Source organism: Variovorax paradoxus (genome assembly GCF_040544635.1).
Taxonomy (GTDB): Bacteria; Pseudomonadota; Gammaproteobacteria; order Burkholderiales; family Burkholderiaceae_C; genus Variovorax; species Variovorax paradoxus_R.
In genome coordinates, this window is the sequence record NZ_JBEPKJ010000001.1 from 102474 (window position 1) to 116793 (window position 14320).

Annotated in this window: 9 protein-coding genes; 3 read left to right on the forward strand and 6 right to left on the reverse strand. The window is 68.2% G+C overall.

Translation table 11 applies throughout. From position 1 onward, the window contains the following. The first annotated feature begins 48 nt into the window (after positions 1-48). Together ABIC94_RS00510 and ABIC94_RS00515 are read left to right on the forward strand one after the other, a co-directional pair. The gene (locus ABIC94_RS00510) at positions 49-822 is read left to right on the forward strand and encodes a hypothetical protein (protein ID WP_354370585.1); all 774 of its coding nucleotides are present in this window, start codon (positions 49-51) and stop codon (positions 820-822) included. Further along, positions 819-3236 (forward strand): hypothetical protein, encoded by a 2418-nt coding sequence (locus ABIC94_RS00515; RefSeq protein WP_354370587.1) that lies wholly within the window; start codon positions 819-821, stop codon positions 3234-3236. The genes ABIC94_RS00510 and ABIC94_RS00515 overlap by 4 nt, the downstream gene beginning before the upstream one ends. Before the next feature lie 11 nt (positions 3237-3247). Here the strand turns inward: ABIC94_RS00515 and ABIC94_RS00520 are convergent, their stop codons facing one another. Beyond that, positions 3248-5365, reverse strand: a complete 2118-nt coding sequence (locus ABIC94_RS00520) for a PQQ-dependent dehydrogenase, methanol/ethanol family (protein ID WP_354370588.1) — start codon at positions 5363-5365, stop codon at positions 3248-3250. A 151-nt stretch (positions 5366-5516) separates the two neighbouring features. Between ABIC94_RS00520 and ABIC94_RS00525 the strand changes: the two genes are divergently transcribed. Further along, entirely contained in the window at positions 5517-6809 is a 1293-nt protein-coding gene (locus tag ABIC94_RS00525; RefSeq protein ID WP_354370589.1) for a helix-turn-helix domain-containing protein, read from the forward strand. A gap of 12 nt (positions 6810-6821) precedes the next feature. On the opposite strand, the gene ABIC94_RS00530 is transcribed toward ABIC94_RS00525, so the two are convergent. The 5 genes from ABIC94_RS00530 to xylF form a co-directional block, all read right to left on the reverse strand. Further along, positions 6822-9311 (reverse strand): membrane-bound PQQ-dependent dehydrogenase, glucose/quinate/shikimate family, encoded by a 2490-nt coding sequence (locus ABIC94_RS00530; RefSeq protein ID WP_354370591.1) that lies wholly within the window; start codon positions 9309-9311, stop codon positions 6822-6824. Between the two features lie 140 nt (positions 9312-9451). Beyond that, on the reverse strand, positions 9452-10612 hold the full coding sequence (locus ABIC94_RS00535; RefSeq protein WP_354370593.1) for an ROK family transcriptional regulator: 1161 nt from the start codon (positions 10610-10612) through the stop codon (positions 9452-9454). 34 nt (positions 10613-10646) lie between these two features. Further along, a complete protein-coding gene (locus tag ABIC94_RS00540; protein ID WP_354370594.1) occupies positions 10647-11423 on the reverse strand; it encodes an ATP-binding cassette domain-containing protein in 777 nt (258 codons plus the stop codon). Between the two features lie 347 nt (positions 11424-11770). After that, positions 11771-12961 (reverse strand): sugar ABC transporter permease, encoded by a 1191-nt coding sequence (locus tag ABIC94_RS00545; protein ID WP_354370595.1) that lies wholly within the window; start codon positions 12959-12961, stop codon positions 11771-11773. Positions 12962-13088: 127 nt separating this feature from the next. Beyond that, positions 13089-14111 (reverse strand): D-xylose ABC transporter substrate-binding protein, encoded by a 1023-nt coding sequence (gene xylF / locus ABIC94_RS00550; protein WP_258502824.1) that lies wholly within the window; start codon positions 14109-14111, stop codon positions 13089-13091. Positions 14112-14320: the final 209 nt, after the last annotated feature.

The window sequence follows — 14320 nt, forward strand, 5'->3', positions numbered from 1 at the left end:
TTTCGTTATGCTGGCCGGACTTTTCTTCCGGCCTTGCGCCCATTTCCCATGCGTTTTCACGGCACGCTGCCGGTGCTGGTTCTTCTTGCACTGTCGACGCATGGCGGCGCGGCCCTCCCGCAGCCGATGCAGTCCGTGCAGCCGCAGACGCTGCTCTGGATGTGGGACCGGCCCCAGCGCTTCAGTGCGCTGCCGGAGGGTGTCGGCGTGGCCTACCTGCATGCCACCGTGCGGCTGAGCGGCGAACAGAGCCGCACGACCTGGCGCCAGTGGCCCCTGCGCATCGCGCCGCGCGTGACCGTCATTCCCGTGGTCCACGTCGCGTTCGACAATCTCGCGCCTTCGCCGGTCAACGAGGCGCAGCAGGCCGCCATTGCCGCTGCCATCGAACATGCCGTGAAGCACAACCGCTCGGGCTGGGTGCAGCTCGACTTCGAGGCCCGCCGCAGCCAGCGCGGCGCCTACGTCGCGCTGCTGCAGCGCCTGCAGCCGCTGCGCGGCAACGTGCGGCTCTCGGCCACGGCGCTCGCCTCGTGGTGCATGGGCGACCCCTGGCTGCCCGCCGGCCTGATCGACGAGGTGGTGCCGATGTACTTTCGAATGGGCGCGGAATCCGCGCGCATCCGCCAGCGGCTCGCTGCAACCGGCTCGGCCGCCGTGCCGGCCTGCCGCGGCACGGCGGGCCTGCTGCTCGGCGAAGACTGGCCCACGCTCGAAGGATTGCGCCGGCGCTACGTGTTCCACGCCGGCACATGGAAGAGCGAAGACTTCGAACGGATCGACGGCACCGGAACCAGGGCAACGAGGAACACGCCAGGATGATTTTTTCTACCCACGCAATGCGCGGCGGCTTGAAGCTGCTCGCGCTGGCCGGCCTGCTCGGTGCCGCGGCGGCGCACGCCAGCGGCGGCTATGAGCCCGAGGACCTGTTCTTCGCGACGACCCGGCCCGATCAACCGGTGCGCGAGTTCGTCGAGCGTCCCGCGGGCTACTACACCGACTACCTCGTGCCCTACCAGGTGCTCTGGTACTGGCGGCTGCACGGCCAACCCTTTCCGCCCGAGGCGGTGAGCGCGTTTTCCGACCTGCTCGAGAAGCTGCCGCGCGAAGACGCCGGCATGGACGAGACCGACAAGGCCTGGACCGAATGGCGGCAGGCGCGCAGCGGCGCCTACGCCAAGCTGGGGCATCCGATTGCAGCCCCGGATGCCGCCGCATCGTCGCAACAGGCGCCGCAGTGGAATGCCGAGAGCCTGCAGGCCGGCCCGAACTGCTTCTACGGCGATGCCTTCCGCCATGCCGCGAAGACACTGGCCCAGCGCATGGCACGCGCGGCCGCCGACAAGGCCACCACGCCCCACCATGTGCTGCACTGGCTGCGGACGCAGGACGCCGTCTTCGGCACCTGCGACGGCAACGCCGCGACCACCGCCTCCGCACTGCCGTCCGACGCGCCCCCATGGCTCAAGGCCGACAACGCTTACCAGATGGCCGCGCAGCGCTTCTACGCGGGCGACCTCGACGGCGCCGACACGGCATTCGCGGAAATCGCGGCCGGCAAGACCAGCGGCTGGCGCGACCTCTCGGCCTATATGCGACTGCGCGTGCTGGCGCGCCGCCATCCGGGCGGCGAGCCCTCCTATTCGGACCGCGACGACCCGGGCAAGGAAACCGCCGAGGCACTGAAACAGCAGGCCGCGCTCACCCGGGAAGTCGACGCCATCGCGCAGCCGCTGCTGAAGAATCCGCGCTTGCAGGCACTGCATCCGTCGGTGCACCGCCTCGCCGAAGCGCTGCGCATCCGCTATCTCACGCCCGGCACACGCGTGCAGCGCCTGGCGGACAGCCTTGCGACCATGGGCCCGCCCGACGTGGCCGCTGCCAAGCTGCTGCTGTTGAACCACGAGTTCCGCAACTGCGCAATCACAGGCTGCTCATATGTCGGGCCCGCGCACGGCTCCGATCTCGTGCAATGGCTCAGCGCGGTGCGTAACTTCGAAGGCCCCGGCGGCAGCGGCACGCCGCCCGGCAAGTGGCGCGAAACCCTGAGCTGGGACAAGTACCAGCGCACCCGCGATCTGGCTTGGCTGATGGCCGCCGCGAGCCTGGTGCCGGCCAAGGCCGGCGACAGCCGCGAGTCCGAACTGCAAGCCGCGCTGTCGGCGGTGCCCGAAAACCATCCCGCGCGCTTCGCCGCCACCCAGCTTCGCGCCCAGCGCTTGTTCGCACAGGGCCGCTACCAGGAGGCCCGCGCAGTCATCGCCGGCGCGGCCGATTCGCCGCTCATCGCGCACAGCCTCTCGGGGCAGAACCTCGTGAAGGCGTTGCTGCTGCCCACGGCCGCGTCGGAAGAGGAATGGCGGCGCCTGGCCATTCGCCCGGTGGTCGCGCGCCGCGACCCCGAAGCACTGGAGGCCAAGTCCACCGCCGCGCCGCAGGCAGGGCGACCGGCGCTGGCCACGGCTTTCGACGACGACGTGATTCGCTTTCTCAACACGCGCGCGCCGCTGCCGATGTGGCTGCGCCTGGCCGCCGACCCCGGTCTTTCGCCGGCCCTGCGCGACGCGCTCCTGGAAACCGCGTGGACGCGGGCCGTGCTGGCGGGGGACTACGCGCTGGCGCGCCGCGCGGCCGGCCAGCGCATTGCATCGGCGCCGCCGGCCCCCGCGAAGGGCGCCGACCCGATCGCCGGCCTGCGCCGCTCGGCCGCGCTGCCGGGCACCGATGCCGCCGCATGGCGAAGGCTGCTGCTGGAGCGCATGGCCAGCACCACCGAAGTACTGGCCTCTCCGCACTGGCCCGGCTCCGGCTGGAGCGTGCGGCCTACGCCCCTGTTGCCCGGGCGCGCGCCGGACGATGTCGGAAGTCCTGCGGTCAACAGCTACGGCAAGTGGTGCCGCCCGCTCGACGCGGAGGCCCCCAGCGCAGCGAACTTCGAATCGCCGTCGTTCCTGCCGCAGGACGAACGCGCGCGGCAGGCCAGGCTGGTCGAGAAGCTGCGCGCCATGCCGCCCGACTCGGTCTACTTCACGCAGGAAAGCCTGGCGCTCATGCAGCGCAGCCGCAACGATCCGCTGGTACCGCAGGCGCTCTCGGTCGCGGTGAAGATGGCCCGCTACACCTGCCAGGACAAGACCGTGGGCGACTGGTCGCGCAAAGGCTTGCAAGCCCTGCACGCCAGCTATCCCCAGTCAGGTTGGGCGGCCAGCACGTCCTACTGGTACGGCGGCCGCTGAGGCACCCGCTCCTACTTCGGCCGGATCGCGTCCGCCGTGCCCTGGATGAAGGCCTTGATGCTCTCGATGTCGTCGGTTGAAAGCTTGCCCGTGAAGTCGGGCATGCCGCGCGCCATGGCCGGGCCCTTGAGGATGAACTTGTCGAGGTTCTCGATGTACGCCGCATCCATGTAGCCGAGGTTCGGAATGTTGCCGCCGCGGTCCACGCCCGGCACGCCGTGGCAGAACACGCAGTTGCTCACGTACAGCATGGTGCCGGCCTGGACCTTGGCGGGGTCGTACTTCACGCCTTGCACCAGCTTGTCCATGCGGTACTGCACGAACTCCGGCATCTTGGCCGTGCCGCCGACCGCGAAGGTGTACACGGTGCCCGGCCCCTGCCGTTCGGTGGCGCGCTGTGCGAGACCGTAGACGCCGCCCCAGCCCACCGCGACCGACACGTACTGCTTGCCGTCGACCATGTAGGTGGCAGGCGCCGCGACCACGCCGGTGCCGGTGGGCGTTTCCCAGAGCTTCTCGCCGGTCTTCGCGTTGTAGGCCACCAGGCGGCCGTCCGCCGTGCCCTGGAACACGAGGTTGCCCGCAGTGGTGAGCGTGCCGCCGTTCCACGGCGAGGCGTAGTCCACGCGCCAGGCCTCCTTCTGCGCCACCGGGTCCCAGGCGACGAGGCGGCCGAAGGGTTTGCTCTTGGGCGGCTCGGCGTTGGCGAACATGCCGGTGTTCCAGCCCAGGGCCGCATGCGGACGGCCCGGCGCGTTCTGGTCGAACTTCCAGTCCTTGTCGTCCATGAGGTTGAGCGGCACGTTCTGCGCGGGCAGGTAGGCCAGGCCCGTCTGCGGGTTGAACGACATCGGGTGCCAGTTGTGCGCGCCGAAGGGGCCGGGAATGCTGTCGCCGGGCTTCTCGTTCTGGCGCGCGGCGGCAATCTCGATGGGCCGGCCGTTCTTGTCGTAGCCGGTGGCCCAGTTCACGTCGACGAAATTCTTCGCGGAGATGAACTTGCCGCTGGTGCGGTCGATGACAAAGAAGAAGCCGTTCTTCGGTGCGTGCAACAGCACCTTGCGCGCCTTGCCGCCCAGCTTGACGTCGGCGAGGATCATCGACTGCGTGGAGGTGTAGTCCCAGTTGTCGCCGGGCGTCTCCTGGTAGTGCCACACGTACTTGCCGGTGTCGGGGTCGAGCGCCACCACCGAGCCGAGGTAGAGGTTGTCGCCGCCCTTGGGGCTGCGCTTGCTGTGCGCCCAGGGCGAGCCGTTGCCGGTGCCCACGTACATCAGGTTGAGCTCGGGGTCGAACGCGAAGCTGTCCCATGCGGTGCCGCCGCCGCCCGCCTCCCAGTATTTGCCGCTCGGGTCCCAGGTCTTGGCGGCGCGCGCCATCGATTCGTCCTCGAAGGGCTTGCTGGGATCGCCCGGCACCACGAACCAGCGCCACTTCTGTTCGCCGGTGCTGGCGTCATAGGCCGTGACGTAGCCGCGCACGCCGTACTCGGCCCCACCGTTGCCGATGATGACCTTGCCCTTGAAGACGCGCGGGGCGCCGGTGATGGTGTAGCTGCCCTTCTGCCCCTCGATGGTGTTCTTCTCCCAGACCATCTTGCCCGTGGCCGCGTCGAGCGCGATCAGGCGGCCGTCGTAGGCCGCCACGTAGACCTTGCCCTCGTGCAGCGCCACGCCGCGGTTCACCACGTCGCAGCAGCCCCTGAAGCCTTTCGATTTGTCGACCTGCGGATCGAAGCTCCAGAGCTTCTGCCCGGTGCGCGTGTCGATGGCATGCACCACGCTCCATGAAGCCGTGACGTACATGACGCCGTCGACCACCAGCGGCGTGGCTTCCACGCCGCGCGTGGACTCCAGGTTGTAGGACCACACCAGGCCCAGCTGCTTCACGTTGCCGGCGTTCACGTGGTCGAGCTTGCTGAAGCGCGTCTCGGCGTAGTCGAGGCCGTAGCTCGGCCAGTCGGGCGTCTTCTGGGCCGTGTTGGCGCGAATGAAGCTGCCGTTCACCCGCTTGACGGCTGCACCGGCGCGTTCCTGCGCGCTGGCGGAGCCCTGCGCCGCGGCCGTCGACGCGCCCAGGCACAGCCATGCGCCGGCGAGCATCAGCAGCCCGGAGTGGATCTTTGTCATCGTGAGTCTCCTTTGTGTCGCAAGGATCGTTTGCGCCGCCCTCGCGTTCACCTTCGGGATTTCCCCAGTCCGGTGCTGTTCCATTGCGGAACACATTCGAAGGGGTCAGCAATCCCCTCCGATTTCCCGATTTCGAGGAGCAGCGAACAGCATGGCTTTCGAAAGGCCGGGCACGGCCAGCGCGCCGCGCCAACTCTTTTCCAGTACGCCGGCGCAGCGGGTGGCGCTCGCGCGGCAGCAGTTCTTCGAGGAGGGCGTGCGGCCTTCGGGCCTGGTCGGCGAAGCGGTGATCCAGTCGTGGCTGCGCTGCACCCGAAACCACAGCGACCGGCAGCGCATCGTGCCTTTCGATGCGGTCACGCCGAGCCGGCTGCACGCCACGCTGGCACGCAACCGCGAGCTGCTCGAGGTGGCGCGGCAGGAACTCGCGAGCATGGAAAGCGCGCTCGCGGGCACCGATTGCCGCGTGATCCTGACGGACGGCGAAGGCGTGGTGGTGCATGTCACGCAGCAGCCGGCCGGGGCGCACCAGCCCGTGCTGCGCAAGACCGCGCGCGTGGGCGTGAACATTTCAGAGCGCATCGTCGGCACCACGGCGCCGGGCATCGTGGCGACCACCGGGCAGGCCTGCACTGTCGACGGGGCGGAGCACTACTTCGACGTGCTCTCGCAGATGCAATGCGCCGCGGCCCCCATCCGCGACGTGGCGGGCCGGCTCGCCGGCGTGCTCGACATCACGATGGAAGCGCGGCGCTTCGGTTTCGATGCAGCCTCGATGGTGGCGCTCTACGCCACGACGATCGAGAACCGGCTGCTGCAGGCGCAGTCGCGCGACCACCTGATCCTGCGCTTCCAGGCCAGCCCCACCTTGCTGGGCACGCCCATGGAAGCGCTGGCCGGCGTGGCGCCCGACGGCACCGTCGCCTGGCTCAACGGCGCCGGTGCGCGGCTGATCGGCCGCTTGCCCGAAGACGCTTGCGAGCGCGATGTCGAATCGATGCTGGGCCACGATCTGGCGAGCCTGCTGCGGCTGGGACGGCGCGAAGCCGCGCAGCCGCTGCGCCTGGCGAGCGGCCTCGGGGTTTGGGTGCAGGCGCGGCTCAAAGCAGCGGACGGCGCGGACTTCAGGCATGCGGTGGCGATACCGATACCGGGCGAGCCCGGGACGGTGCTGCCCATCGAGCCTGCAACGGCGCTGGAGCCGGCCGCGGCAGTCGCCCGCATGGAACCGGCCGCCTCCGGCTCCATGCAAGCGGAAACGCCGCACGGCGAAACCCTGCGCGAGCACAGCCGCAAGCTGATCGAGGAAACGCTCGCGGCGCAAGGCGGCAACGTGTCGCAGGCCGCCCGGCAGCTGGGCGTGTCGCGCGGCACGCTGTACCGGCGGCTGCGCGGCTGGCGCGAAGAAGACAACAGCAACGGCTCACCGCCCGCGCCGGACTGACCGCTCAGCGGCTCAGCGCTTTGGCAGCGCGTAGGCGATGACATGGTCGCCCGTGCGCGTGCCGAGCGAGCCATGGCCGCCCGCGGCCACCACCACGTACTGGCGCCCGTCGCTGCCGCTGTAAGTCATCGGCGTGGCCTGCCCGCCTGCCGGCAGCCGGCTGCGCCAGAGCTCCTTGCCGTTGGCAACGTCGTAGGCGCGCATGTAGTAGTCGAGCGTGCCTGAAAGAAAGGCCACGCCGCCGGCAGTCATGACTGGGCCGCCGAGGCTGGGCACGCCCATGGCAAAAGGCAGCGGCAACGGGGAGCTGTCGCGCACCGTGCCGTTCTTGTGCTTCCACACCACCCTGCCGGTACGCAGGTCGGCCCCCGCCACGTGGCCCCAGGGCGGCGCCTGGCACGGCAGGCCCAACACCGAAGTGAAGGCGCTGAGCTGCACCGCGAACGGCGCGCCGAAGTTCTCGTTGAGCGCGGGCAGGCTGTCGTTGGGGCGGCTCTTGCCCTGCACGTAAAGCGAGGTGTCGTCCTTGCGCGGAATGAGCTTGGACACGAAGGCCAGCGAGGCCGGCGTGGTGAAGGCCAGCTGCCGCTCGGGATCGACCGCGATACCGCCCCAGTTGAAGACCCCGAAGTTGCCCGGGTAGATCAGCGAGCCTTCGGTCGACGGCGGTGTGTAGCGGCCTTCATAGCGCAGCCGGTGAAACGCGATGCGGCAGGCCAGCTGGTCGAACACGGTGCCGCCCCACATGTCGGCCGGCGTGAGCGGGGGCGGATCGAAAGACAGCTCCGACACGGGCTGCGTCAGCGAGGTGTGGTCGCCTTCGGCTGCGCCCTGCGGCGCGGGCCGCTCGTGAACCTTGGTGACGGGCTTGCCGTCGCGGCGGTCGAGCACGAACAGCTCGCCCTGCTTGGTGGGCTGCACCAGCGCGGGCACCGTTTCGTTGCCAATGCGCAGGTCGACAAGGCTGGGTTGCGAGGGCACGTCGTAGTCCCACAGGTCGTGGTGCACGGTCTGGAAACTCCAGCGCACGCGGCCGGTGGCAAGGTCGAGCGCCACCACCGAGGACGAGTAGCGCTCGGCCCCTTCGGTGCGCTTTCCGCCCCACTGGTCGGGCGGCTGGTTGCCGGTGGGCACGTAGACCATGCCCAGCGCTTCGTCGACGCTGGAGATCGACCAGCTGTTCGGCGAGTTCGCCGTGTACGTGCGGTCGGCCGCGATGGGCGCTGTTTCCTCCGGGTTGCCCGAGTCCCAGTTCCACACCAGCGCGCCGGTGTCGATGTCGAAGGCGCGGATCACGCCCGAGGTCTCCTTGGTCGAGACGTTGTCCAGCACCGTGCCGCCGACGATGATGAGCGAGCGCGTCACCACCACGGGCGAGGTCGAGTAGTAGGCGCCGGGCCTCACGTTGGGCATGTTCTTCCAGAGGTCGATCTGGCCGGTGCCGCCGCCGAAGCGCATACAGGGCTTGCCGCTTTCGGGGTTGAGCGCGATGACGCGGCCGTCGGCGGTGGGCATGAAGAGCTTGGCATCGCAATCGCCGCCCGCGGCGGGTGCCGGCGAAGCGGGAGTTGCGGGCGCCGCGGGCGCAGCAGGTGAAGCAGCGGAAGCAACCGCGGGGCGGACCGCGCTGCCCGGGTCATACGAAAGGCCGCGGCAGGTCAGGTGCTGCAATGCCAGCGGGCGCCGTATCTCGGGCGTGTAGCGCCAGAGCTGCTCGCCGGTGGTCGCGTTCAGCGCCACCACCGACTGGTGCGGCGTGCAAAGAAAAAGCCTGTCGCCGATCTTCAAGGGCGTGACCTCGAAGGTCGTCTCCTCGGGGTCTCCGCTTTGTCCGCGTACGTCGCCGGTGCGAAAGTGCCACGCTTCCTGAAGCTGGCCGACGTTGCCCGGGGTGATCTGGTCGAGTGCCGAATAGCGCTGGCCCATGCCGTTGCCGCCATAGGCGGTCCAGTCTTCCTTCGGAGGCGCCGGGCTCGCCGGTGCTGCGCCTGCGGCAGCGGCGACAGGTGCCGTGGGTGTCGTGGGTGCTGGCACGGTGCCTTCCACGCGGGTCGGATCGCGGGTCCACGAGACCACCGCGGCGAGCAGGAAGGCCAGCAGCACCACACCGAGAAAACCGCGAGCAGGCGCCACGCCCGCGGCGTTGCGGCGCACGAGCGCGCGAGCCACCCAGGGTGTGAGCAGGAACACGCCGATCACGAAGAACACATCGCCGCGCGCCGCCAGCGGCCACCAATCGAGCCCCACCTCCCACAAGGCCCACGCCAATGTGAAAGCCACCACGAGCGCATAGGCCCACAGGCCTGCACCGCCGCCGCGCGGCAACAGCACCGCGGCAAGGATGAGCCCGAGCCCCGCGGCAAGGTAATACCAGGAGCCGCCGAGCACCACCAGCCACGCGCCCGCCGCACCCAGGGCCAGACCCGCAAGGCCGATGACCACGGCGGTGACGGTCAGCAGCGTGGAAGAAGGCGCACGAAGGCGCGCGGTGGCATCGGGCATGGCACGAAGCTCCTGGTTGTTTCTGGGTTCTTGGAGACTGCGAAGTCAAGAACCTAGGCCAAGGCCGCGGCGACGCGCGTAGGCGGTTTGCGCATGTGGCCGTGCAATGGCGGTGGCGATGCCGCTTTGAAGAGAGTCTTTTAGTTCGAAGGTACTCGGTCTGCGCGCGCGGCACGGGCACGGCGCGTGCGCGCATCGGGCTGGAGCGGCCGCAGGTATTCATGCAGCGCCAGCGCCGCAGCACCGACAGCAGCCGCAAGCTCGCCGTAGCGCGCAAGGCGCAGATCGGGCGCGGGCATGCCGGCCGCGTCGGCTTGGTGCTTGACCACCTCGAAGGCTGCTTGCAACAGGCCGGGATGGTTGGTGCACGATTTGCCGCCGAGCACGATGGCACGCGGATCGAAGGTCACCCACAGGTTCTGCAGCAGCACACCGAGGAAAGCGGCCGCGTGCGCCATGCCGGGCTCCTCGCGCTCCAGCGCGTGCGAACCGAAGAAGGCTTCGGCGCAGCCGCGGCGGCCGCACGAGCACAGCGGTCCGTCGATCTGCAGGATGGTGTGGCCGATCTCGCCCGCCATGCCCTGCGCGCCGGTGAAGAGGCGGTCGTTCAGCACCACGCCGGCACCCACGCCCACGTCGCAACTGACGAAGATCAAAGGGTCTCCGCCTTCGCTGCCGAAGAATTCGTATTCGCCGAGCGCACCCGCATCGGCATCGTTCTGCAGTTGCACGGTAACGCCCGGCAGGCCCGCAGCAGCAAAGGCTTTTTCGAGCGCAGGCAACAGGCTCACATTGCGCCAGCCGAGGTTGGGTGCAAAGCGGACCACCCCGGTGCAATCGTCCACCGCGCCTGGCACGCCAACGCCGATGCTGGACAGGCGCAGTCCCAGGCTTTTCAACTGCACATGCGCCGCCGCGGCCATGCGCGCGACCTGCGCGCAAACGCCCGCGGGCGTGCCGTCGGCCAGCGCATGCGTGTCGGCATGGAGCACCTCGCCCTGCAGGGAAACGCAAACGAGGCGCACCGTTTCGACAGCAATCTCGACGCCCATCAATGCGCGCACGCCGACGTTGATCTGCAGCGGCGTCGAAGGCCGTCCCAATCCGTCGGCAACTGTGGCGCCTGCCTCGCTGAGCCAGCCCTCGTCGAGCAGCTCGCGCACCAGCAGGCTCACGGTCGATTTGGTAAGGCCGCTTTCGCTCGCCAACCGCGCCCGCGACAAGCCGGGCCGCGCGCGCAGCAAGCGCAGCAGTGCGCTGCGGTTCATTCGCTTGAGCAGTTGCTGGTCGCCGATGGTCATGAACCAACCCCAGGCGCATGAACCGAGACCACGTTCACCTGTGCGCCTGCTCTTTTCCTTCGGGGCGCTTGCCGGCGATGATCATGCCGAGCACTTCGTCTTCGGTGACGTCCGCGGTGCGGTAGGTGCCGACGAGCTTGCCGTTCTTCATGACGGCAACCCGGTCGCTCAGCGAGAACACATCGGGCATGTCGTGCGTAATCAGGAAGATGCCGACGCCGTCGGACTTGAGCTGCTTCACGAGCCCGCCGACCATCGCGGTTTCTTCGGGGCCGAGGGCGGCGCAGGGCTCGTCCATGATGAGAATGCGCGCGTTGAAGTACAACGCGCGCGAAATCGCCACCACCTGCCGCTGGCCGCCCGAAAGCCTGCGCACCGGAATGCGGATGTTGGTGAAGTTCTTGTTGAGGCGCTGGAACACCTTGCGCGCCTGCACTTCCATGAAATGATCGTCGAGCGTGTTCCAGCGCGTCATCTTCTCGCGGCCGAGAAAGAGGTTGGACACGGAGTCGAGGTTGTCGGCCAGCGCGAGCGTCTGGTAGATGGTCTCGATGCCCTGCGCCTGCGCCTCGGCGGGCGTGCGGATGTGGACCTTTTCGCCCGCAATCAGCGTATCGCCCGAATCGATCGGGTAGGCGCCCGCGAGCATCTTCATGAGCGTGGACTTGCCGGCGCCGTTGTGGCCGAGCACCGCGACCACTTCGCCGGGATAGAGGTTCACGCTCACGCCGTCTACGGCCTTCACGCCGCCGAAGGCTTTGCGGATGTCGCGCAGTTCGACCAATGGCTTTGATGTCTCCGCTGTGGTCATTTGAATTTCTTTCGCAGTGCGCCGTGTTGCTGAGACTTTGCTTTCGCGGGTTGGGCGCTGTTGTTCAGGGCGCGTGCACAGGCCACCGGGTACTCCCCTCCGCGAATGTCCCCCGGGCTTCGCCCTCCTCCTTTATTTCGCTGCGGGGAGCACCCGATGCCCTGTGCACCGGGACACCCTGCTGGTGTTCCGCTGATCAACCACTGCTCTGTGCAACGCACCCGCTGGCGGGGTGCCTTGCGCAGCGAAATAAAGGGGGAGGCCGCAGGCCGGAGGACATTCGCGGAGAAAGGTACCCCGTCGGCGGGTGCGCGCCGCGAACCAGGCCGTGAACAACGCGCGTTCATCTAGTTCTCCCCAAACTTGCGCCGATACAGCACGTCGAACACTACCGCCACGATCAGCACCTGCCCGATGATCACCATGCGCTTGCCGATGGGCACGTCGAGCAGCAGCATGCCGCTGTCGAGCGACTGCATGATGAGCGCGCCCAGCACCGAGCCGAAGATGGAGCCGGTGCCGCCCGCGAGTGCGGTGCCGCCGATGACGGCCGCCGCAATCACGTACAGCTCCATGCCGGTGCCCAGCGAGTTGGTGCCGGCATTGAGGCGTGCAATCGACACGATGGCCGCCACCGTGACCAGCACCGCGAGCAACGCGAACAGCATCAGCGTGACCCGCTTTACCGGAATGCCCACCAGCGCCGCCGCATCGGGGTTGCCGCCCATCGCGAAAACGTAGCGGCCGAACCGCGTGCGGTGCACGATGAACGACAGCACGATGGCCACCACGGCCCAGATCAGCACCGGGATCGGAAGCCCCTGCGGCTCGTCCTTCGAGGCGATCTGGTAGTTGTTCATCACCGCCGCGAAGACGAACACCACAGCTGCGGGCACCGCCGTCAGCAGCACCTCCATCCACAGCGGCTCGTTGGGCATTTCATGATGGGCGCGGGCGCGGCGCTTCTGCAGCATGCGGGCGAACAGCACCAGTGCCACGAAAGCAGCGATGGCCCAGGTTGCCGTGGTGCCAATGCCGCCGTCGTAGCCTCCGCCGAGCCTCTGAAAGAACTCGTCGTTCACCGGCTGTGTCTTGCCGTCGGCCACCAGGAAGGCCGCGCCGCGAAACGACATCAGGCCGCCCAGCGTGACCACGAACGAGGGTACGCCCAGCATGGCCGTGAGCCAGCCCTGGTAGATGGACACCAGCAGCGCCACCGCAAGGCCCGCCAGGCAGGCCGTGGGCCACGACCAGCCCGAGGTGTATTGCAGGTAGGCGATCAGCACGCCGACGAAGCCCATGACCGAACCGACTGAGAGATCAATGTGGCGCGCGACGATGACCAGCACCATCACCGTCGACACGATGCCCACCACGGCCGTCTGCTGCGCCACGTTGTAGAGGTTCTCGGGCGAAAGAAACACGCCGCCGGACATCACGTTGAAGACCACGCCCATCGCGATCAGCAGCACGCTCATCAACAGCAGCCGCAGGTCGACGCCGGTGCGCCGCCACCAGCCTGGTGTTTGGTTGCTCATTTTTTTGCCCTCTCGAAGGTACGGGTGCGCGGCGGCTCTCCGGCCGGGCCCGCGGGCCGGCCGGCGCAGTGCTGCGCGGATCAACAGCGAGCGGTTGTGCTCGCAGCCGTCGTTGTTGCTGCTGTTGTTACTTGCAGGCCGCGGGCGCGCTGGCCGCCGGAACGCCCTTGCAGAGCTCGTCCTTCTTGATCCAGCCGGCCTTCACCACCACGTCGAGGTTGTCCCGCGTGACCGGCACCGGCGTGAGCAGGCGCGACGACAGCGAGATCTTCTTCGGCCCGGAGTTCCAGGGCGCGGCCTTCTCGACCGGCTTGCCTTGCGACAGCGCAATGGCGGCGCTGGCGGCTTCGCGGCCGAGCTCGCGCGAGTCCTTGAAGATGGTGGCGGTCTGCGTGCCCAGCGCAATGCGGTTGAGCGCCGCAAAGTCCGCGTCCTGGCCGGACACCGGGATGCCGCGCAGGCCCTTGGCCGTGAGTGCGGCCACCGCGCCGCCGGCCGTGCCGTCGTTGGCCGCCACCACCGCGTCGACCTTGTTGCCGACCTTGGTGAGGATCTGCTCCATGTTCTTTTGGGCCACCTCGGGCTTCCAGCCTTCGGTGTATTCGTCGCCGACGATCTTGATGTCGCCCTTCTTCACGGCGGCGTCCAGCACCTCTTGCTGGCCCGCGCGCAGGAAGTCGGCGTTCGGGTCGCTCGGCGAGCCCTTGATGATCACGTAGTTGCCCTTGGGCTTGACCTTGAAGACCTCGCGCGCCTCCATGCGGCCGACCTCGACGTTGTCGAAGGTGATGTAGAAAACACCGGGCGCCTCGATCAACCGGTCATACGCCACCACGGGCACCTTCTGGCGCGTGGCCTTGGTGATGGCGGGAAGAATCGCGTCCTTGTCCATCGCAAGCACGATGAGCGCCTTGGCGCCCTTCGACATCAGCCCCTCGATGTCGCCCAGCTGCTTTTCAGGCGAGCCGCCCGCGTCGGCGCTGATGTACTTGGCGCCGAGCTTCTCGAGTTGCGCCTTGATGGCAGCCTCGTCGGTCTTCCAGCGCTCTTCCTGGAAGTTGGACCAGCTCACGCCGACCACGGTCTGGGCCAGTGCGCTCACTGCCGTGAGGCCAAAGGCCATGGCGGCCAGGGTGTGCTTGAGTTGCATCGATGTCTCCTGTGATGGTGGTGCCCGGCAAAAAGGCCGTGTAAGAAATTAGTTAGTTTGAAGGGCGAACTAACTATCCCATTGCGGTGGAGCGATGGGCATCCGGGAATTCCCGAGCGCTGGTTTCAAAGTGCAAGCCGCTGCCATGCGCGGCAAAGCATTTCGACTCATCGAAATAATTGATGCTCAGCAAGAAAATATATCGTTTT

Excerpts from the sequence above, each read along its gene's own strand:
- ABIC94_RS00510 (WP_354370585.1), top strand. The coding sequence starts at position 49 with ATGCGTTTTCACGGCACGCTGCCGGTGCTGGTTCTTCTTGCACTGTCG.
- ABIC94_RS00515 (WP_354370587.1), top strand. The coding sequence starts at position 819 with ATGATTTTTTCTACCCACGCAATGCGCGGCGGCTTGAAGCTGCTCGCG.
- ABIC94_RS00520 (WP_354370588.1), bottom strand. The coding sequence starts at position 5,365 with ATGACAAAGATCCACTCCGGGCTGCTGATGCTCGCCGGCGCATGGCTG.
- ABIC94_RS00525 (WP_354370589.1), top strand. The coding sequence starts at position 5,517 with ATGGCTTTCGAAAGGCCGGGCACGGCCAGCGCGCCGCGCCAACTCTTT.
- ABIC94_RS00530 (WP_354370591.1), bottom strand. The coding sequence starts at position 9,311 with ATGCCCGATGCCACCGCGCGCCTTCGTGCGCCTTCTTCCACGCTGCTG.
- ABIC94_RS00535 (WP_354370593.1), bottom strand. The coding sequence starts at position 10,612 with ATGACCATCGGCGACCAGCAACTGCTCAAGCGAATGAACCGCAGCGCA.
- ABIC94_RS00540 (WP_354370594.1), bottom strand. The coding sequence starts at position 11,423 with ATGACCACAGCGGAGACATCAAAGCCATTGGTCGAACTGCGCGACATC.
- ABIC94_RS00545 (WP_354370595.1), bottom strand. The coding sequence starts at position 12,961 with ATGAGCAACCAAACACCAGGCTGGTGGCGGCGCACCGGCGTCGACCTG.
- xylF (WP_258502824.1), bottom strand. The coding sequence starts at position 14,111 with ATGCAACTCAAGCACACCCTGGCCGCCATGGCCTTTGGCCTCACGGCA.